The 20175-nt window shown below is 38.5% G+C and carries 18 protein-coding genes and 1 other annotated feature; of the genes, 16 read left to right on the forward strand and 2 right to left on the reverse strand.

The features are described from left to right. Positions 1–74: 74 nt before the first annotated feature. The 16 genes from mraZ to ileS all read left to right on the forward strand — a co-directional run bounded on the left by mraZ (position 75) and on the right by ileS (position 17754). The gene (gene mraZ, locus IGK91_RS03455) at positions 75–506 is read left to right on the forward strand and encodes a division/cell wall cluster transcriptional repressor MraZ (RefSeq protein WP_014834189.1); all 432 of its coding nucleotides are present in this window, start codon (positions 75–77) and stop codon (positions 504–506) included. 20 nt (positions 507–526) lie between these two features. Continuing rightward, positions 527–1486 carry a 16S rRNA (cytosine(1402)-N(4))-methyltransferase RsmH gene (rsmH, locus tag IGK91_RS03460; protein WP_010738202.1) on the forward strand — a complete coding sequence of 320 codons (960 nt, stop codon included), beginning with the start codon at positions 527–529 and terminating at the stop codon, positions 1484–1486. Between the two features lie 4 nt (positions 1487–1490). Further along, positions 1491–1886 (forward strand): cell division protein FtsL, encoded by a 396-nt coding sequence (gene ftsL / locus IGK91_RS03465; RefSeq protein WP_010719782.1) that lies wholly within the window; start codon positions 1491–1493, stop codon positions 1884–1886. After that, complete coding sequence (locus tag IGK91_RS03470; RefSeq protein WP_430605328.1) at positions 1887–4079, forward strand: penicillin-binding transpeptidase domain-containing protein; 2193 nt, start codon at positions 1887–1889, stop codon at positions 4077–4079. A 26-nt stretch (positions 4080–4105) separates the two neighbouring features. Continuing rightward, positions 4106–5068, forward strand: a complete 963-nt coding sequence (gene mraY, locus IGK91_RS03475; RefSeq protein WP_010719780.1) for a phospho-N-acetylmuramoyl-pentapeptide-transferase — start codon at positions 4106–4108, stop codon at positions 5066–5068. A 13-nt stretch (positions 5069–5081) separates the two neighbouring features. Then, positions 5082–6452, forward strand: coding sequence for a UDP-N-acetylmuramoyl-L-alanine--D-glutamate ligase (murD, locus tag IGK91_RS03480; RefSeq protein WP_034867826.1), 1371 nt, complete (start codon positions 5082–5084; stop codon positions 6450–6452). A 16-nt stretch (positions 6453–6468) separates the two neighbouring features. Continuing rightward, positions 6469–7551 carry an undecaprenyldiphospho-muramoylpentapeptide beta-N-acetylglucosaminyltransferase gene (gene murG / locus IGK91_RS03485; RefSeq protein ID WP_010738199.1) on the forward strand — a complete coding sequence of 361 codons (1083 nt, stop codon included), beginning with the start codon at positions 6469–6471 and terminating at the stop codon, positions 7549–7551. Positions 7552–7567: 16 nt separating this feature from the next. Continuing rightward, positions 7568–8815, forward strand: coding sequence for a cell division protein FtsQ/DivIB (locus IGK91_RS03490; protein WP_010738198.1), 1248 nt, complete (start codon positions 7568–7570; stop codon positions 8813–8815). Positions 8816–8968: 153 nt separating this feature from the next. Continuing rightward, a complete protein-coding gene (ftsA, locus tag IGK91_RS03495; RefSeq protein WP_010719776.1) occupies positions 8969–10297 on the forward strand; it encodes a cell division protein FtsA in 1329 nt (442 codons plus the stop codon). Between the two features lie 22 nt (positions 10298–10319). Further along, the gene (gene ftsZ, locus IGK91_RS03500) at positions 10320–11564 is read left to right on the forward strand and encodes a cell division protein FtsZ (protein WP_010719775.1); all 1245 of its coding nucleotides are present in this window, start codon (positions 10320–10322) and stop codon (positions 11562–11564) included. A gap of 14 nt (positions 11565–11578) precedes the next feature. Next, entirely contained in the window at positions 11579–12265 is a 687-nt protein-coding gene (locus tag IGK91_RS03505) for a YggS family pyridoxal phosphate-dependent enzyme (protein ID WP_010719774.1), read from the forward strand. Further along, a complete protein-coding gene (locus tag IGK91_RS03510; protein WP_010719773.1) occupies positions 12265–12861 on the forward strand; it encodes a cell division protein SepF in 597 nt (198 codons plus the stop codon). Before IGK91_RS03505 ends, IGK91_RS03510 begins: the two co-directional genes overlap by 1 nt. Before the next feature lie 29 nt (positions 12862–12890). Further along, positions 12891–13160 (forward strand): YggT family protein, encoded by a 270-nt coding sequence (locus tag IGK91_RS03515; RefSeq protein WP_034686156.1) that lies wholly within the window; start codon positions 12891–12893, stop codon positions 13158–13160. A gap of 35 nt (positions 13161–13195) precedes the next feature. Further along, entirely contained in the window at positions 13196–13978 is a 783-nt protein-coding gene (locus IGK91_RS03520) for an RNA-binding protein (protein WP_081123053.1), read from the forward strand. Between the two features lie 20 nt (positions 13979–13998). Further along, positions 13999–14703: a DivIVA domain-containing protein gene (locus IGK91_RS03525; RefSeq protein ID WP_010719771.1), complete on the forward strand. Its 705-nt coding sequence runs from the start codon at positions 13999–14001 to the stop codon at positions 14701–14703. After that, positions 14687–14904: a binding site (T-box leader), on the forward strand. It overlaps the preceding gene by 17 nt. A 57-nt stretch (positions 14905–14961) precedes the next feature. Then, the gene (gene ileS, locus IGK91_RS03530; RefSeq protein WP_010738196.1) at positions 14962–17754 is read left to right on the forward strand and encodes an isoleucine--tRNA ligase; all 2793 of its coding nucleotides are present in this window, start codon (positions 14962–14964) and stop codon (positions 17752–17754) included. Positions 17755–17973: 219 nt separating this feature from the next. On the opposite strand, the gene zwf is transcribed toward ileS, so the two are convergent. Further along, positions 17974–19503: a glucose-6-phosphate dehydrogenase gene (gene zwf / locus IGK91_RS03535; RefSeq protein WP_034867829.1), complete on the reverse strand. Its 1530-nt coding sequence runs from the start codon at positions 19501–19503 to the stop codon at positions 17974–17976. Positions 19504–19517: 14 nt separating this feature from the next. Next, positions 19518–20165 carry a metal-dependent transcriptional regulator gene (locus tag IGK91_RS03540; RefSeq protein ID WP_010719768.1) on the reverse strand — a complete coding sequence of 216 codons (648 nt, stop codon included), beginning with the start codon at positions 20163–20165 and terminating at the stop codon, positions 19518–19520. Positions 20166–20175: the final 10 nt, after the last annotated feature.

A 20175-nucleotide genomic window follows, 5' to 3' on the forward strand; every position in this document is an offset into this window, starting at 1 on the left:
CCCATAAAAGGTGGTAGAAAGTGGGGGATTGTGGTAGACTAATTTTAGTTAGTGGAGAGATGGGGGTAGTTTCAATGTTCATGGGCGAATTTCGGCATAATATTGATACAAAAGGTCGTATGATCGTACCTTCAAAACTTCGTGAAGAGTTAGGTGAACAATTCGTTCTCACGCGTGGATTAGATGGCTGTCTTTTTGGCTATCCAATGAAAGAGTGGGCGAATTTAGAAACAAAACTGAACGACATGCCTTTAGCGAAAAAAGATGCTCGAACTTTTGTGCGTTTTTTTTACTCGGCGGCCACTGAATGTGAATTAGACAAACAAGGACGGATCAACATTCCCAGTACATTAAGAAACTACGCTGCTTTAACGAAAGAATGTGTTGTCATTGGTGTATCCAATCGAATCGAGATTTGGGATGAGGCACGATGGCAAGAATTTTCTGAAGTGGCAGCAGAAAACTTTGATGAAATTGCTGAAAATATGATTGATTTTGGACTATAAGAATAGGAAGAGGCTGACTAATGACTGAGACATTTCAACACTATACAGTCATGTTGAAAGAAACGGTAGATGGCTTGAACATCAAACCAGATGGCATTTATGTAGACTGTACACTAGGCGGTGCCGGACATAGTGAATATCTTTTGAGCCAATTAAATACAAACGGGCACCTTTATGCATTCGATCAGGATCAAAAAGCCATTGATCATGCAAAAGTACGGTTAGCCCCATACATTGAAAAAGGTATGGTTACTTTTATCAAAGCGAATTTTCGTGAATTAGAAGCAAAGATAAAAGAGCATGTTCCTCAAGTCGATGGTATTTTGTATGATTTAGGCGTATCTTCTCCACAATTAGATGAAGCTGAAAGAGGTTTTAGTTATCATCAGGATGCTCTTTTGGATATGCGTATGGATCAATCAGCACCTCTGTCAGCGTATGACGTTGTTAATGAGTATTCCTATAATGAATTAGTAAAAATCTTCTTTCGTTATGGCGAAGAAAAATTTTCTAAACAAATTGCTCGAGAAATTGAACGAGTAAGAAAAATCCATCCGATCCAAACAACTGGTGAATTAGTAGAAATCATTAAAGATGTGATTCCTGCACCAGCAAGAAGAAAAGGTGGACACCCAGCTAAACGAATTTTCCAAGCAATAAGAATTGCAGTAAATGATGAATTAGGTGCAGAAGAAGCTTCATTAGAACAGGCGATTCGGCTATTAAAAATCAATGGAAGAATCAGTGTGATCACCTTCCATTCATTAGAAGATCGGATTGTCAAAAGTATGTTCAAAGAATACAGTACCGTTCAAGATTTACCACCCGGATTACCGGTTGTTCCTGAAGAATTTCAGCCAGAGCTGAAGTTGATTAATCGAAAACCGATTCTTCCATCAGAAGAAGAACTAAGTGAAAATAATCGATCACGTAGTGCAAAATTACGGATTGCTGAAAAAATACGAGTGAAAGAGGAGTAGCGTAATGGCAGAATTAAAAAAAGTCCAAGAATATCCATATGATTTACCAGAAGTGGTTGATCAACCAGAACAACAATTGCCAGATTCAAATCAAGAAATCGTACGCCCTCAATCACCGGCTAAACGCCTAAAACATATTTCTGTTTTAGAAAAATTAGCAGTAGTAAGTATTATTTTTTCAGTGATCGCACTATGTGTCTTAACAGTCATGTTACGAACAAATATTAGTGGTGTCGAAAAAGCAATCACAACGATTCAAACAGAGATCACTCAAAAAAATCAAGAAAAAACTAGTTTAGTACAGGAAAAAAATGAATTATCACGTACTGAACGAATCAAAAAAATCGCAGAAGAAAAAGGGTTGTCAATCAATGACGACAATTTAAGGAAAGTGAAGTAAATGAGTCTTAAAAATAAATTCCGGCGGTTTATGGAAAAGAAAAATCTAAATCCGACGAACAATCGCAAAAAAGTAGGTATCATTTTATTTGCTACGAGTATTGGATTGTTCTTTTTATTTGCCGTTCGTTTTTCTTATATCGTGATCGGTGGTCACGTGGCAGGAACCTCTTTGGCAGAAAAGACCGAACAACTTTACAAAGGGAGCGAGGTCGTAAAAGCAAAACGAGGAACGATCTATGATCGGAATGGGGTCGCTTTGGCAGAAGATGCCACTTCTTACTCAATCAAAGCAATCCTTTCAAAAACTTATACTTCTGGTGACAAAAAATTGTATGCCGAAGAAAAGAACTTTGACAAAATCGCCGAGATACTAAATAAAAATCTCTCTATAGAAAAGAACGATGCCTTACAAATCTTAAAAGATGGCGCCAAAAATAATCTATATCAAGTTGAATTTGGTTCTTATGGAAAAAATATCAGTCAAGAGACCAAACAGAATATAGAAGACGATATGAAGAAAGCAGGAGTAGTCGGTCTGTATTTTGAAGATCATCCCGCACGGATGTATCCTAACGGCGAATTTGCTTCCCACTTTATCGGCTATGCTGTTCCAGATAAAAATGAAAATGGCTTAGTTGGAAAGCTCGGACTAGAAGCTGCTTATAATGATATTTTAAGTGGTAAAAATGGGAAGATCGTTTACCAAAAAGACAACTACCAAAATCCTCTACCAGGAACAGTGGCAGAAGAAGTGAAAGCAGTTGACGGACAAGATATCTATACGACGTTGGATAGTCGTTTACAAAGTTATCTTGAAACGCTTATGGATCAAGTGAATGAAGAATACCAACCAGAAGAATTAACAGCCATGTTGATGAAAGCGAAAACTGGAGAAATTCTAGCAATGGGTCAACGACCTACTTTTAATCCTGAAACGATGGAAGGCTTAACCGGCAAGGATGCTGTTTGGCGTAATTTCTTAGTGCAAGATAGCTATGAGCCTGGTTCAACTATGAAAGTCTTCACGACTGCAGCAGCGATCCAAGAAGGGAAATTCAATGAGAATGAAACGTACCAATCTGGGAAAATAAAAGTTGCTGATGCGACGATCAACGACCACGATTTTGGAGCAAAAGGAGTTCTTACGATGCGACAAGCGTTATCTTGGTCAAGTAATGTTGGGATGGTAATGCTAGAGCAACGAATGGGCGGTACTTGGTACAACTACCTACAAAAATTAGGTTTTGGTCAAAGTACTCATTCAGGTCTAGATGATGAAGTAAATGGTGCTTTGCCAACGGAAAATATCGTTGACCGCGCAATGAGTTCTTATGGACAAGCGATTGGTGTTACAAATTTCCAAATGATGAAAGCTTTCACTTCCGTCGCAAATAATGGAACGATGATCCAACCACGCTACATCAGTAAAGTTGTAGATCCTGCAACGAATGAAGAGCGTATAACGCAAACGGAAGTATTAGGGCAACCATTTTCAAAAGAAACGACCGAAAAAGTACGAGAATATATGCGTGACGTAGTTGAAAGCGAAAATTATGGTAGTGCATATGGGGTATATAGTGTGCCGGGTTATAATGTTTCAGCTAAAACTGGTACGGCACAGATTGCTTCTGATAAAGGTGGGTACCAAACTGGTGATACAGCATACTTATATTCCATCGTCGAAATGGTTCCATCTGAAGATCCAGAGTATGTTTTATACATTACGATGAAACATCCTAAGACTTACGATCGAATGGCTTTAGCTAAAATCGCTAATCCATTGATGAAACGTGCGATGGACTTCCAAGAAAGTGAAGAAGAAAATTCACCAGAAGCAAAAACAGAAAAAATCACTGTAGCAGATTACCGTAATCTAAGTGCTGACGTTGCCGCAGCAGATGCACAGAAAAGTGGATTGCAACCTATCGTTGTAGGTGATGGGGAAAAAGTGAAGAAACAATCTACTGCAAATGGTGATCAATTGATTTCTGGCGAAAAACTGATCTTGTATACAGGCGGAGAAAATCTAATGCCTGATGTCACCGATTGGTCCAAAGCAGATATTATGAAGTTAGGGAAAATCTTAGGGGTTGAAGTCACCTTCCATGGCGATGGTTACTGTAAGGAGCAAAGTTTAGCACCCTATGAAAAAATCACTGATAAAAAATTAAGTTTTACATTAGAAGAATAAGAATAGAATTGGGAGAGAAAAAGAGTATGGAGTGGACACAAGCATTGATTCCTATCGTTAGTAGTTGTGCAATGACTATTGCAGCAATGCCACTATTTATTGGGTATTTTCAAATGAAAAAACAAGGGCAGGCGATTCGTGAAGAAGGACCAAAATGGCATAATGTAAAAGCCGGAACTCCAACGATGGGTGGATTGGTGTTTTTAGTTGCAGCAATATTAACCGGAATTTGGGTTGGCGCTTGGCAAAATCAGTTGACGCCTACTCTTTTCATCCTACTATTTGTTTTAGCTTTATATGGTGTGATCGGATTTTTAGATGATTTCATTAAAATCTTTAAAAAACGAAACATGGGGCTAAACTCTAAACAAAAACTGCTAGGGCAGATCATTGGCGGGATCATTTTTTATCTTGTCTATCGTTCAGAAGGCTATCCTGGTACGTTAAATTTCTTTGGAATAGAGTTGCCACTTGGACTATTCTATGGGGTATTTGCTATTTTCTGGCTTGTTGGTTTTTCAAACGCGGTTAATCTGACAGATGGGATTGACGGATTAGTTGCTGGACTAGGAACGATCTCTTTTGCAACGTACGGAATCATTGCTTGGCATCAGCAACAATATGATGTCTTAGTTATTTGTTTAAGTGTGCTTGGTGGGTTACTTGGCTTTTTTGCTTATAATCGTAAACCAGCCAAAATATTCATGGGCGATGTTGGTTCTCTGGCATTAGGTGGATTATTGGCAGCAATTTCTATTATGCTAAACCAAGAGTGGACATTGTTATTAGTTGGTTTGATTTATGTTATGGAGACAGCAAGTGTAATGCTTCAAGTTACTTCTTTCAAATTAACAGGAAAACGTATCTTCAAAATGTCTCCTATCCATCATCATTTTGAAATGTGTGGTTGGTCAGAATGGAAGATCGACATCATTTTTTGGTTAGTAAGTATTGTAACTTCTTTAATAACACTATGGTTCATTTGGTAGGAGATGACAGGAAATGAAAAAAATTTCAACATATGAAAACAAAAAAGTCCTTGTTCTTGGATTAGCGAAAAGTGGATTTAGTGCGGCCAAACTGTTACATGAGTTGGGCGCACTTGTCACTGTTAATGACGGAAAGCCGTTTGATGAAAATCCAGAAGCACAAGAGTTGCTATCACTGGGAGTCAAAGTGATTGCTGGAAGCCATCCGATTGAATTATTGGATGAAGAATTTTCTTTGATGGTGAAAAATCCGGGGATTCCGTATAGTCATCCATTTGTTCAAAAAGCACAAGAACTGGGTATTCCGGTAATTACGGAAGTGGAATTAGCTTACGAGGTAGCGGAATGTCCGATTATTGGGATTACAGGAACAAATGGTAAAACAACAACAACAACTATGACAGGCTTGTTATTGAACGCTGGTGATTTGCCAGGAACAGCTCGCCTAGCCGGGAATATCGGTTATCCAGCTAGTAGTGTGGCGCAAGAAGCAACAGCTGACGATAAAATCGTTATGGAACTATCTAGTTTCCAATTGATGGGAATCACTGATTTTCGTCCCCATGTAGCAGTAGTAACCAATATTTATGAGGCTCATATCGATTACCACAAAACGAGAAAAGAATATGTAAAAGCAAAATGGCATTTACAACAGAATATGACAGAGAAAGATTATTTGATTTTGAATTGGAATCAAGAAGAGCTAAGAGAACTCAGCAAAAAGACTAAAGCAACGGTGTTACCTTTTGCGACGGAACAAAAACTACCTAAAGGTGCCTATTCTTTAGATGGTAGTATCTACTATAACCAAGAAAAAATCATGGATATTACAGAATTGGGTGTTCCTGGTTCACACAATGTTGAGAACGCACTAGCTGCCATCTCAGTTGCTAAATTATATGGTATCTCAAATGAAGCGATCAAAAATGCTTTACACCATTTCCATGGAGTACCGCATCGTACACAGTATGTGGGGGAATTTCAAGGAAGGAAGTTTTATAACGATTCAAAAGCCACTAATATTTTAGCTACTAAAATGGCATTAAGTGGTTTTCAGTTAGATCAATTAGTATTAATCGCTGGAGGTCTGGATCGGGGAAATTCATTTGATGAGTTGATACCAGCTTTAAAAGGCATCAAAGCGTTGATCACTTTTGGGGAAACTCAAAATAGATTAGCGGATGCCGGCAAGAAAGCAGGTATCCCTGTGATCAAGGCAGCTGAAAACGCAGAAGCCGCTGTACCGATCGCCCTTGAATTGAGTGAAGAGGGTGATTCGATCTTATTGTCCCCAGCAAATGCAAGTTGGGATCAATACCCTAATTTTGAAATTAGAGGCGAACGGTTTATGGAAGCTGTCAATAAACTAACTATACAAAAGTAGAAACGAGCGAGAATGAATGAAAATTTTGGTTACTGGTGGCGGAACTGGCGGGCATATTTATCCAGCACTAGCCTTCGTCAATTATGTAAAAACAAAAGAGCCGAATACTGAGTTTATGTACGTTGGAGCGCAAAGAGGCTTAGAAAATAAAATTGTTCCCGAGACCGGGATGCCTTTTCGTACGCTAGAAATACAAGGATTTCAGCGGAAACTTTCGCTACATAATCTGAAGACTATCCAACTTTTTTTAAAAAGTATTCGAGAAGCAAAAAAAATTTTAAAAGAATTTAAACCAGATGTGGTGATTGGGACTGGGGGCTACGTGTCGGGTGCAGTAGTCTATGCGGCATCTAAGTTAGCGATTCCTACGATCATCCATGAACAAAATAGTGTGCCTGGCATCACCAATAAATTTTTAAGTCGCTATGTGGATCGAATCGCACTTTCTTTTGAAGATGCTGCTCCATTTTTTCCTGCAGAAAAATCGTCTTTGATCGGTAATCCTCGGGCGCAAGAAGTTGCGGATATGGATAAATCGAAAATTTTAGCCACTTATGGACTTGATCCAGAGAAAAAAACAGTCTTGATTTTTGGTGGTAGTCAAGGGGCTTTAAAAATCAATCAGGCAGTAACAGAATTTTTAATGTCGTTCGATCAGGAATACCAGGTTCTGTATGCCTCAGGCGAACGCTATTATAAAGATATCCAAACGAAAGTTCCTGCTTGTGCCAATGTCAGCATACAGCCTTATATCAATAAAATGGCAGAAGTAATGGCATCAAGCGATCTATTGGTTGGTAGAGCAGGTGCGACTTCGATTGCTGAATTAACAGCTTTAGGTTTGCCAGCTATTCTAATTCCAAGTCCTTATGTGACGAATGACCATCAGACAAAAAATGCAATGAGCTTAGTCAAAAACAATGCAGCGAAGATGATCAAAGATGACGAATTAGATGGACGTTCCCTAAAACAAGCGATTGAAGAGATCATGACTAATGATCAATTACAAAAACAAATGTCTTTAGCTTCTAAACAGCAAGGAATCCCAGACGCATCAGAAAGAATGTACGAGCTAGTAAAATCATTAATTCAAAAATAAAGGTGGTGTGGTCTTAGTGAGTAAGAAAAAAAAGCCAGACAAGCTGCCAAATGAATCTGAGGGTGAACAAAATCTAACTCCTTGGCAAAAGGCCAACCGGAAATATTTGGCAGAACACGAAAAAAAGGAAGAACAAAAAGAAGAGCAAAAAGAAGAAAAAAATGAAAATACAAATGAGCCGGCAGCATCCACTTCCGCTACTAAAGAAGCAGACTCAGCGGAAGGTGAGAAGCAAGAAGCAACCGCTTCTGATCCAATGAAAAAAGGGGACTCTGAGCCATTTGAAAAAATTGAACAACCAAAAATTGGTAGTCCTTATAATGGCTCTTTTTTAAATCGGCTACCGAATCTGAAAAATCAACGAAATAAAGTTCTTTATCGAAGACTGACTTTTATTATTTCAATCCTAACGATCCCACTGATTTTTTTGATTTATTATGTTTCCCCTTATAGTCGACTGCAAGGGATAACAGTTTCAGGGAACCAAATGATTACGAGTCAAATAGCCATTGCCGACTCTCATTTGGCAATTGATGGAAATGTTTGGAGTCAGTATTTCCATAAAAACCAATATCTTGATACATTGAAAAAAGAACAACCAAGAGTAGAGAGCGCACAATTGCATTTTAAGTCAATCAATACTTTTGAGTTGGCTATCAAAGAATACAAAGAGATTGCTTTAGTGATGAAGGACGGCGAATATTTTCCTGTAATCGAAAATGGAAAAGTCTTAAAGGAAAAAGTAGCAAATCCGACTAAGAATTTACCAATTCTAGAGAATTTCACAGATAACGCCAAAATTAGTCAATTGGTTAAAGAATATAATCAATTAACTTCAGAATTACAAAAAGCAATTTCAGAAATCAAATATACACCAAAAGAGAGCAATAAAAATTTGATCCAACTAAATATGAATGATGGGAACCAAGTGATCGTCAATATTCAAAATCTAGCCAGTCAAATGAAATATTATCCACAAGTCGCTAAAGAGATGAAGGAAAAGGGCGTCATTGATATGGAGGTAGGGATTTTCTCTTATCCTTACAGTGAAAGCAAGAAGGAGAATGGCGGAGCAACAGATTCATCTGTGCAGACAAGTTCTACCGAAAATCTCACAGGACAATCGGGAGCATCAAGTGATCAGTCAGACCAATCTTCGGAATCAGTTGAGTCAAATCAAGCAGGTCAGTCAGAGAATACAAGTGAATCTAGCCAAATCGATGACAATTCAAGTTCATCGTCTTCAGATTTAACCGAAAATTAATAAAACAGTTTTAAAAAGTGATAATCTACTTTCTAAAAACCGGTAATTTATGGTAGAATTGAAGGCAGTGAATATATCTATTAAAGTATATTTAAAAACGGACGTTAGTTGTTCGCTTGTATATGGAATAGTAAGTAGGAGGGAATCCCGTTCATGGCAAAAACAGGAATGTATGTAGGCCTTGATATTGGAACGACATCTGTCAAAGTTGTCGTGGCTGAATATATCGACAGCCAAATGAATATTATTGGAGTAGGAAACGCAAAATCAGAAGGGATTAACCGCGGCATTATCGTTGATATCGATAAAACGGTCCAAGCGATACAACGAGCAGTAAGACAAGCAGAAGAAAAAGCAGGGATACAGATCAAAGGGGTTAGTGTTGGTCTACCAGCAAACTTGCTTGAAGTGGAAAATTGCCAAGGAATGATTGCAGTAAACGGGGATTCGAAAGAAATCACCGATGAAGATGTCAGAAACGTGGCTTCAGCTGCCCTTGTTCGTTCAATTCCTCCTGAACGTCAAATCGTATCAATTTTGCCACAAGACTTTACCGTTGATGGATTCGAAGGAATCAAAGATCCTCGTGGAATGATCGGTGTCAGATTAGAAATGTATGGCTTGTTATTTACTGGGCCAAAGACGATTGTTCATAATATCCGTAAATGTGTAGAAAATGCAGGATTGGTTGTCAATGAATTAGTCATTACACCATTAGCTTTAACAGAAACAATCCTTTCAGATGGAGAAAAAGATTTTGGAACGATCGTGATTGATATGGGCGGTGGACAAACGACAACAGCTGTTATGCATGACAAACAATTGAAGTTCACTAGTCTAGATCAAGAAGGTGGCGAGTTCGTCACAAAAGATATCTCGATTGTGTTGAATACGTCATTCAATAATGCTGAAGCGTTAAAAATCAATTATGGGGATGCTTATCCAGAACGTACTTCTGCAAATGAAGAGTTTCCAGTAGATGTGATCGGTCAATCTGAACCTGTTAAAGTGGATGAACGCTATTTATCAGAAGTGATTTCAGCCCGTATGGAACAGATTTTCAATAAAGCCAAAGAAGCGTTAGACCAAATCGAAGCACTAGAGTTACCTGGTGGTATCGTACTAACTGGTGGTGCTGCAAGCCTTCCAGGTGTTGTTGATCTGGCACAAGAGATTTTTGGTGTGAATGTTAAGCTATATGTACCTAACCAAATGGGACTTCGTAATCCAGTCTTTACTAATGTGATCAGCATCGTGGATTACTCAGCTAACTTGAGTGAAGTCTATCAATTGGCTAAAATTGCTGTGACAGGTGAAACAGTGGTCGCGCATCACACAACTGTAGAACAAGAAGTGACATCATATGATAATGATAGCTATGATGTTCCAGAAGAAACGGTCTACGACGAACCTGAACAAAAGAAATCAGACGAAGATGTAACAACTAAAATTAAAGGTTTCTTTTCAAAAATTTTTGATTAATTCATCCTGGGAGGAATAAAATATGGAATTCTCAATTGATAATAATATCAATGACGGCGCAGTAATCAAAGTCATCGGTGTCGGTGGCGGCGGTGGAAATGCTGTTAACCGTATGATTGAAGAAAATGTAAAAGGTGTTGAGTTCATCACTGCCAACACAGATGTCCAAGCATTGAAAAATTCAAAAGCTGAAACAGTTATCCAATTAGGACCTAAATATACACGCGGACTAGGCGCAGGCTCTCAACCAGAAGTTGGTCAAAAAGCTGCCGAAGAAAGTGAACAAGCTTTACGCGAAGCCTTAGATGGCGCTGACATGATTTTCATTACTGCAGGTATGGGAGGCGGAACTGGTACAGGTGCTGCTCCAATCGTAGCAGGAATTGCTAAAGAACTTGGTGCTTTGACTGTCGGTGTCGTAACTCGACCATTCACTTTTGAAGGACCAAAACGTGGCAGATTTGCTGCTGAAGGTATCGCACGTTTGAAAGAAAACGTCGATACATTATTGATTATCTCAAACAACCGTCTTCTTGAAGTAGTTGACAAGAAAACACCAATGTTAGAAGCTTTCCGTGAAGCTGATAATGTATTACGTCAAGGGGTTCAAGGGATCTCAGATTTGATTACAGCCCCAGGTTACGTTAACCTTGACTTTGCTGATGTGAAAACTGTTATGGAAAACCAAGGAACAGCGTTAATGGGTATCGGTGTAGCAAGCGGTGAAGAACGTGTGATCGAAGCGACGAAGAAAGCTATTTCTTCTCCACTTCTTGAAACATCAATCGATGGAGCTGAGCAAGTCTTGCTTAACATCACTGGTGGATTAGACATGACTTTATTTGAAGCTCAAGATGCTTCAGATATCGTAGCAAATGCTGCTACAGGCGATGTTAACATCATTCTAGGTACATCAATCAATGAAGAAATGGGCGATGAAATCCGTGTAACGGTTATTGCAACGGGTATCGACGAATCAAAAAAGGAACGCAAGTCTAGTCGTCCGGCTAGACAAACACAAATGCAATCATCTACTCAAAAAACAGTTTTAGATATGGATCAAGCAAAACCAATCTCTGCTGAAGAAGAAAATAGCAGTTTTGGTGACTGGGACATCAGACGTGAACAAAATGTCCGTCCTAGAGTTGAAGAAACGAATTTTGAACCTATCGAAAAAAAAGAATTTGATACATTCAATCGTGAAGAAACAAAAGCAAAAGGTGACGATGAATTAAGTACACCACCATTTTTCCGTCGTAAAAAATAAAGGAGGAAGAGCACATGATTGCTGACAACTTGCTAAAAATCGAGCAAGAGATTCAGGACTCGTGTGCTCTTGTTCATCGTGATCCGAAAGAAGTCACACTAGTCGCTGTCACCAAATCAGTGGATTCTGCTACGGCAGAAAAATTGATTGAACAGGGTGTAAAAAACTGCGCAGAAAACCGCGTAGATAAATTGTTACAAAAAAAACAAGATTTAGTTAATTATCCTGATGTAAAGTGGCATTTAATTGGTAATTTGCAGCGTAGAAAGGTAAAATTGATTATAAATGAAATTGATTGCTTTCACGCATTAGACAGTTTGAAATTAGCAGAAGAAATACAAAAAAGGGCAACAAAACCCCTCGATTGTTTTGTGGAAGTGAATGTATCTGGTGAAGCATCCAAACATGGTTTTTCGCCAGAAGAGCTGGTTCCTTTTATCGAATCTTTAGTTGCTTTGTCTAAAATAAAGGTTGTTGGTTTAATGACGATGGCACCTAAAGAGGCTTCTGCTAAACAAATTCGCAAAGTATTTGGAACGCTGAAAGAATTGCGTGATCTTGTTCATTCGAAAGGTTTTTCGCATGCACCATGTACGGAATTAAGCATGGGAATGAGTCAGGACTTTCAACTGGCAATCGAAGAAGGTGCCACATTCATCCGTGTAGGAACAGCGCTATTCAAAGACGAGGAGGAACAATAATGCCACTTTTAAATAGAGGTGCGATTGCTAATTTTTTCGGATTAGCTGATGAGGAAGAGTACGAGGAGTATCCTGAAACATCTAAGCCGGCTGTAGCACAGCCTACAACAAAAAAGAAACCAATACAGCCAACACAATCTCAAATGAGCCAGCCAAGAGCTGTCTCAAAGCCACGTGCGCAACAAACAACACGTCCTGTTGCTCGTGAAAGTGTAGCGGCAAATGAAACAAAAAAAGTGATTGAATTACATCAAACACCAGCTAAAAAAACACGTAAAGAAGAAACAGCAAAAACTTCTTTTACACCTAAAACAAATTTAGCTGGAAAAATTACGGTCATGGAACCACGAGCTTATTCTGAAGCAATGGCTATTGCTAAACGAATCATTGCTGGTGAAGCAACATTAGTAAATTTCCATTTAGTAGAAGAAAAACAAGCGAGAAGAATCGTTGATTTTTTAACTGGCACTGTCTATGCATTAGATGGTGACATTAAGCGAGTAGGTGACGAGATTTTTCTATGCACGCCAACTGGAATGGAAATCGATAGTTCAACAGCACAATCTTTTGCAGACGTGAACCTATTTGACCTATAAGAGGAGGAACGACAATTTATATTATTTTTATATTACTTAATCTGCTGGGACGAGCAGCCTACTTTTACAGTCTTTTGTTAATGGTTTATGCACTTTTATCCTGGTTTCCAGGAGGATATCAATCAGGGATTGGTCGCTTTTTAGCAAAAATCTGTGAACCGTATATCCAGTTATTTGATCGGCTTCCACTTCGATTTGGTGGAATTGATTTTACGATTCTAGCTGCGATCTTGATTTTAAACTTAGCAGTACAAGGTCTTCAACATATCGTTTTATGGATAGTCATGGCAATTTATTAAAACGATCAAAGGAGTAGCTGATAGGAGGGGAAAATATGGACGCAAATGTTTATCAGCATTTCCGTGCAGATGAACGTTCTTTCATCGATTCAGTAGGTGATTGGATCGAACAGGTACAAGGGCAATATGCACCTTATCTTACTGACTTTCTTGATCCAAGACAATCCTATATACTAGAGACGCTGATCCGTCAAGATAGTGAATTACACTTTTCATTTTATGGCGGTTATGAGCAAGCAGAACGGAAGCGATGTTTGATTTTTCCTGACTATTATGAGCCTACTGACGAAGATTTTGAGGTGTCACTTTATGAAATCCATTATCCGAGTAAGTTTGCTAGTTTGACTCATGGAAAAGTATTAGGTACATTGGTTGGTACAGGTATCAAACGAGCTTACTTTGGTGATATCATTTCTGATGGTGATCGTTGGCAAGTGTTCATTGCAAGAGAAGTTGAACAGTTTGTAGCAACGCAAGTAACAAAAATCGGCAAAGTCTCTGTTCGGATGGAGCCAATCAAGTATACGGAATTACTTGTGCCAAAAGATGGTTGGACACAAGAAAGAGGTACAGTGACTTCATTGAGACTAGACAGCGTGATCTCGGAGATTTATAATATTTCCAGACAGCGTTCGAAGCAGCTGATTGAGTCTGGAAAAGTAAAAGTAAATTGGACAGAAAATACACGCCCTGATTTTTTACTTGAGTTATTAGATATCGTTTCGATCAGAGGATTTGGTCGACTCCAAATTCAAGAACTTGAAGGAAAAACTAAAAAAGAAAAATACAGGGTATTATTTGGTGTATTACGTAAATAAAACAAAAAGGTGGTTTACACATGGCTTTAACTCCATTAGATATCCAAAACAAAACATTCCCCACAAAAATGCGGGGATACAATCAAGACGAAGTAGATGATTTCTTAGATTTAGTTGTTCGTGACTATGAAGAAATCACGCAACGAAACCGTGAACTTGAAAAAGCAGTGAAACATTCAGAAGAAAAATTAGAATATTTCAATGAACTAAAAGATGCATTGAATCAGTCAATCATCGTGGCACAAGACACAGCGGATAAAGTTAAAACAAGTGCAAGTAAAGAGTCCGAAGTAATCGTGACATCTGCTCAAAACAAAGCGGATGAATTAGTGGCTACGGCTGAAAAACGTGCGCACCAATTAACGACAGATGCGGAAGAAAAAGCAAGACAAATCCTAACAGATGCAACTGAAAAAGCAAAACAGCTAGCAGTTGAAACAGAAGACTTAAAGAAAAAAACACGAGTTTTCCACCAACGAATCAGCTTGATGTTAGAATCTCAATTAGAACAAGTAAAAAGTCCAGAATGGGATGAAATTTTACAACCTTTCTCAAGCTATGTGTCAGATAGTCATGAAGTGATCAAAGAAGTTTTAGCAAAACAACTTGACAATGAAAATCAAACTGATGTAAACTCAGACACAGGCATCATGGAAGCACCAATGACTGCATTTGATACACAGGCGATCGATATTTCGATCATTCCTGGTGATGACGAAGAGTAGAACAGAAAAGCATTTTGTCATTCTTTTCAGCGAGCCGATGATAGTGGAAGTTCGGCAAGACCCTGCAAAGTGAAAGATCCTCTACGAAAATTGTTTCTGAAATAGGAGTAAGAAACAACGGTTGACCTCGTTATTGGTTTTTAAGAGTTACATGATCATGTAACTGAATTTGGGTGGTACCACGGCATGTTCGTCCCTTTGGATGAACATGCTTTTTTGTGTTCTTTAAAATGATGAAAGAAGGAGCGTAACTGGTTTATGAAAATGAAAGAAACCTTACAACTAGGTAAAACAAAATTCCCAATGCGTGGTAATTTGCCTAATCGTGAAGCGGATTGGCAAAAAGAATGGGAAGAAAATAAAATTTATCAAAAAAGACAAGAATTAAATGAAGGAAAGCCAAGTTTCATCTTACATGATGGACCTCCTTATGCAAATGGAAATATCCATTTAGGACATTCATTAAATAAAATCAGTAAAGATATCATTATCCGTTCAAAATCAATGTCAGGATTTCGTGCACCTTATGTTCCAGGTTGGGATACTCACGGTTTACCGATTGAACAAGTATTAGCCAATAAAGGGATCAAACGAAAAGAAATGACAATGTCAGAGTACTTAGAAAAATGTCGTGAATATGCCCTTTCACAAGTCGACAAACAACGAGAAGATTTCAAACGACTAGGAGTGGCAGGCGATTGGGAGCATCCATATGTCACGTTGGATCCTTCTTACGAAGCGGCACAAATCCGTGTTTTCGGTAAAATGGCTGAAAAAGGCTATATCTATAAAGGATTGAAACCAATCTATTGGTCTCCGTCAAGTGAATCTTCACTTGCTGAAGCAGAAATCGAATATAAAGATGTGAAGTCTCCTTCTATCTTTGTGGCTTTCAATGTGAAAGATGGCAAAGGGTTGTTAGATGAAGATACAGCTTTCGTTATTTGGACAACTACGCCATGGACATTACCAGCAAACCAAGGGATTGCAGTAAATCCAACTTATACGTACGTTTTAATCGAAGCAGATGGACGTAAATTTGTCGTTGCAAAAGATTTATTAGAAAAGGTTCAAACTGAAATCGGTTGGTCTGATGTTCAGGTGTTGAAAGAGATTGCTGGTCAGGAAATGGAATACATGACTGCTTGGCATCCGTTTTATGAGCGGGAATCATTAGTCATCTTAGGTGACCATGTAACTTTAGACGCTGGTACTGGATTAGTCCATACAGCACCAGGTCACGGGGAAGATGACTATATTGCAGGAAACAGATATAAATTGCCAGTAGTTTCTCCAGTGGATTCAAAAGGGGTTTATACAGAAGAAGCACCAGGATTTGAAGGGGTCTTTTACGACAAAGCGAATCCAATGATTACTGATTTGTTACAAGAAAAAGGTGCTTTATTAAAACTTGACTTCTTTACGCATAGTTATCCTCATGACTGGCGTACGAAAAAACCTGTGATTTATCGTGCTACACCACAATGGTTTGCATCAATCGACGATTTCCGACAAAATATTTTAGAGGAAGTAGAGAAAGTAGATTGGATTATTCCTTGGGGGAAAACACGTCTTTATAATATGATCCGTGATCGTGGCGACTGGGTTATTTCACGTCAACGTGCATGGGGTGTGCCATTGCCAATCTTTTACGCTGAAAATGGGGAAGCAATCATCACGCCGGAAACGATTGAACACGTAGCGCAATTGTTTGCTGAACATGGTTCAATCATTTGGTTTGAGAAAGAAGCGAAAGATCTTCTTCCAGAAGGCTTTACGCATCCAGGATCACCGAATGGACAGTTTACGAAAGAAACAGATATCATGGATGTTTGGTTTGATTCAGGTTCTTCTCACGAAGCAGTCTTGCGTCAACGTCCAGAACTATCATTCCCAGCTGATATGTATTTAGAAGGTTCTGATCAATACCGTGGCTGGTTCAATTCAAGTATTACTACAAGTGTGGCAATCAATGGGGTTGCACCGTATAAATCTGTCCTTTCTCAAGGGTTCACTCTGGATGGCGAAGGGCGTAAGATGAGTAAGTCGTTAGGTAACACGATCTTGCCAGATAAAGTGATCAAACAATTTGGCGCGGATATCTTACGTTTGTGGGTAGCTAGTGTGGATTATGAAGCAGATGTACGTGTATCCATGGATATTTTAAGCCAAGTAGCAGAAGTTTACCGCAAAATCAGAAATACGATGCGCTTCTTGATTGCAAATACTGAAGACTTCGATCCACAAAAAGATACGATTTCATTTGAAGAATTACGTTCTGTAGATAAATATATGACTATCCGATTGAACGAAGTGATTAAAGAAATTCGTGAAGAAGGATATGAGAAATATAACTTCATGCACATCTATCGTACCGTAATGAACTTTTTAACAGTAGATCTATCTGCGTTCTATCTGGATTTTGCTAAAGATGTTGTTTATATCGAATCAGAAAATGATTACCAACGCCGTTGTATGCAAACTGTGTTTTATCAAACAGCAGTAGCTTTAACAAAATTATTAACACCGATTATTCCACATACTGCAGAAGAAATTTGGTCTTTCTTAAAAGAAGAAGAAGAGTTTGTTCAATTAAGTGAACTTCCAGGTTACCAAGAGTATCCAAATCAAGAAGAATTGATGGATACTTGGGCAGCATTTATGGACTTCCGTGATAAAGTGTTAAAAGCTTTAGAAGAAGCACGAAACAATAAATTGATCGGTAAATCTTTGGAAGCGAAGTTAACGATCTATCCAAATGAACAAGTTCGTGGATTGCTGACAGCTGTGGATGCGGATATTCCACAATTGTTGATCGTGTCACCAGATTACTATGAAGTGATGTCAGCTAACGCAGAAGTACCAGAAGCTGCGGTGAAATTTGATGACGTAGCCATTTTAGTAGAAAAAGCTGACGGACAAACATGCGATCGTTGTCGTCAAATCCGCAAAGACGTAGGCGTTGATGAAAAATTACCACACTTATGTGGACGCTGTGCGCACATCGTTGAAGAAAACTATCCAGAAGCAGTGGCAGAAGGATTTGAATAAAAATTTGGTCATGTTTGGTGACTAAAGGAAAGTTATCTAAAAAACATCAAAGTTAGTAAGAGTTACTAGCTTTGATGTTTTTCGTTTTAATAGAGTGATTTCATTATCCATATAGAGCCGAGAGGAGCCAAAAAGTCTGGGATATTAATCAGAACATAACTGATTAATATCCCAGACTCTTAATATTAGTAAATTTTTACTTTTAAACGTTATACACAGCTAGTCTTCTAGCTTTCCACGATCACGGTACCAGTCATCTGGTTGCCAGATCCATTCAAACCCATCTTTTTCCAGCAATTCAAATGCAGCTTCTGGTCCCATTGTTCCAGCTTTATAATTAGGGAAGTCAGGTTCCACTTGATCCCAAGCTTTACGAATGACATCGACGATATGCCAAGATTGAGCAACTTCTTCCCAATGTGAAAAGTTTGTACCATCACCTTTTAAAGCATCTAAAAGCAGCTTCTCATAAGCTTCAGGACTGTTTTCAACCATTTCAGCGCTATTGCGGTACTCTAATCTTCTAAATTCAGTGTTAAACCCTTGTCCAACCTCTTTTCCATTTAATGTTAAAGAGAAACCTTCCGTTGGTTGGATATAAATCGTTAAAACATTTGGTGGTAATGTCCTATCTTCACAAGGTTCATCTTCGACCGAAGTTTTAAAAACATTGACTGGGACTTGTTTAAAGACGATATTGATCCGAGTTCCTTTTTCTGTCAAACGTTTCCCAGTGCGCACATAAAAGGGAACACCTGACCAGCGGAAATTGTCAATGACAAACTTCCCAGCTACAAAAGTTTCGGTAGTAGATTCAGGATCTACTTTATCTTCTTCACGATAGCCTTTAAATGTATTACCATCTAACTCACCAGGTGCATATTGCCCACGGATAAAGTTTTTTAATGCTTCAGATTTTTCATAGATTCGCACAGCTTTCAGTGCCTTGATTTTTTCTGCACGAATTTCTTTTTCAGAAAAGGCGACAGGAGGTTCCATCGCTAAAAGTGCTAGTACTTGTAGAATGTGGTTTTGGACCATATCTTTTAAAGCACCACTGTGATCATAGTAGCCACCACGATCTTCAACACCTAAAGCTTCACCGAATGTAATCTGAATATTATCGATATAGCGATTGTTCCATTGTGATTCAAAAATGTTATTAGCAAAACGAATTGCTGAGATATTTTGGATCATTTCTTTACCTAAATAATGATCAATCCTAAAGATATCTTGTTCAGGGAAGACTTGACGGATCTTTTCATTCAGCTCGAATGCAGATTGATAATCTGAACCAAATGGTTTTTCGATGATCAAGCGATTATAACCATTTTCAGTAACGATATGTTGCGATTTAAGATGAGAAACGATCGTACCGAAAAATTCTGGAGACATGGCTAAATAATAGATGCGATTGCCAGCTAATTGGTAGGTTTCATCTAAGCGGTCAGCTAGGTCTTTTAAAGTATTGTAGTGGGTAGAATCATTTACATCATGTGATTGATAGTAGAAATGACTAGCAAATTCTTTTGCTTCTTCTTCAGTCGGATTCAAGGACTGGATCGTCGAAGCGACCACTTCACGATAATGCTCATCGCTCCAAGGTCTACGAGCAGTACCGATTACTGCAAAATGTTTTCCTAGATTTCCTTTTTTATAAAGGCGGAACAAGGAAGGATACAATTTGCGTTGTGCTAAATCACCTGTACCACCAAAGATTGTAAATAAGACATTTTTTTCATTAGCCATATGGGTGTACTCCTTTATAATTTGTCGACAAAAATCGTACTGGCTGCTTTAAAGCTGACAGGGATTTTCTTTTGTTGATTTTGGATTGTGATCGGTCCTTCATAAGCGGCAACATCTACAATCTCGTATTCTTCATCAATGTTTAAGTCAATCGTCACAAGATAGTCCAATAGTTCTTTTTCATCCAACACTCGAGCGATGCGAACTTTAGAACCAACTGGATAAGACTCTAATGTTTGTCTACGTTCTTCATGAACCACTTGTTCTTTTTTAGGAATAATTCCACCATGTGGACAGTGCATAGGATGATTCAAATAGTCTTCTAAATGGTCAGCAAGTTGTTCTGAAGTCACATGTTCCAACACTTCAGCATCATCATGGACTTCGTTCCAGCTATAATCTAAATGTTCGACTAAAAAAACTTCCCATAAACGATGTTTGCGAATCAAACTACTTGCCTTTTGTAAGCCAGTCTCCGTAAGTTGAACTCCTTGATAAGGAGAATGCTCAACGAGTTGTTCTTTCACAAGTTTGGAAATCATTTCGCTAACAGAAGCTGGGGACACAGCAAGACTGGAAACGATTTGTTTATTATTTACTTTTGTCGTGTCTCCGCCTAATTCCAAAATGATTTTCAAGTAATCTTCTCGATTTGGTGTCATGTTTAATCAT

Source organism: Enterococcus sp. DIV1208, from assembly GCF_050530455.1.
GTDB lineage: Bacteria > Bacillota > Bacilli > Lactobacillales > Enterococcaceae > Enterococcus_B > Enterococcus_B hirae.

Coding starts and splice junctions, on each gene's coding strand:
- murD (WP_034867826.1), top strand. CDS start 5,082: ATGAAAAAAATTTCAACATATGAAAACAAAAAAGTCCTTGTTCTTGGA.
- ftsL (WP_010719782.1), top strand. CDS start 1,491: ATGGCAGAATTAAAAAAAGTCCAAGAATATCCATATGATTTACCAGAA.
- mraZ (WP_014834189.1), top strand. CDS start 75: ATGTTCATGGGCGAATTTCGGCATAATATTGATACAAAAGGTCGTATG.
- IGK91_RS03525 (WP_010719771.1), top strand. CDS start 13,999: ATGGCTTTAACTCCATTAGATATCCAAAACAAAACATTCCCCACAAAA.
- IGK91_RS03510 (WP_010719773.1), top strand. CDS start 12,265: ATGCCACTTTTAAATAGAGGTGCGATTGCTAATTTTTTCGGATTAGCT.
- zwf (WP_034867829.1), bottom strand. CDS start 19,503: ATGGCTAATGAAAAAAATGTCTTATTTACAATCTTTGGTGGTACAGGT.
- ftsA (WP_010719776.1), top strand. CDS start 8,969: ATGGCAAAAACAGGAATGTATGTAGGCCTTGATATTGGAACGACATCT.
- IGK91_RS03505 (WP_010719774.1), top strand. CDS start 11,579: ATGATTGCTGACAACTTGCTAAAAATCGAGCAAGAGATTCAGGACTCG.
- mraY (WP_010719780.1), top strand. CDS start 4,106: ATGGAGTGGACACAAGCATTGATTCCTATCGTTAGTAGTTGTGCAATG.
- ftsZ (WP_010719775.1), top strand. CDS start 10,320: ATGGAATTCTCAATTGATAATAATATCAATGACGGCGCAGTAATCAAA.
- IGK91_RS03520 (WP_081123053.1), top strand. CDS start 13,196: ATGGACGCAAATGTTTATCAGCATTTCCGTGCAGATGAACGTTCTTTC.
- IGK91_RS03540 (WP_010719768.1), bottom strand. CDS start 20,165: ATGACACCAAATCGAGAAGATTACTTGAAAATCATTTTGGAATTAGGC.
- IGK91_RS03470 (WP_430605328.1), top strand. CDS start 1,887: ATGAGTCTTAAAAATAAATTCCGGCGGTTTATGGAAAAGAAAAATCTA.
- rsmH (WP_010738202.1), top strand. CDS start 527: ATGACTGAGACATTTCAACACTATACAGTCATGTTGAAAGAAACGGTA.
- ileS (WP_010738196.1), top strand. CDS start 14,962: ATGAAAATGAAAGAAACCTTACAACTAGGTAAAACAAAATTCCCAATG.
- murG (WP_010738199.1), top strand. CDS start 6,469: ATGAAAATTTTGGTTACTGGTGGCGGAACTGGCGGGCATATTTATCCA.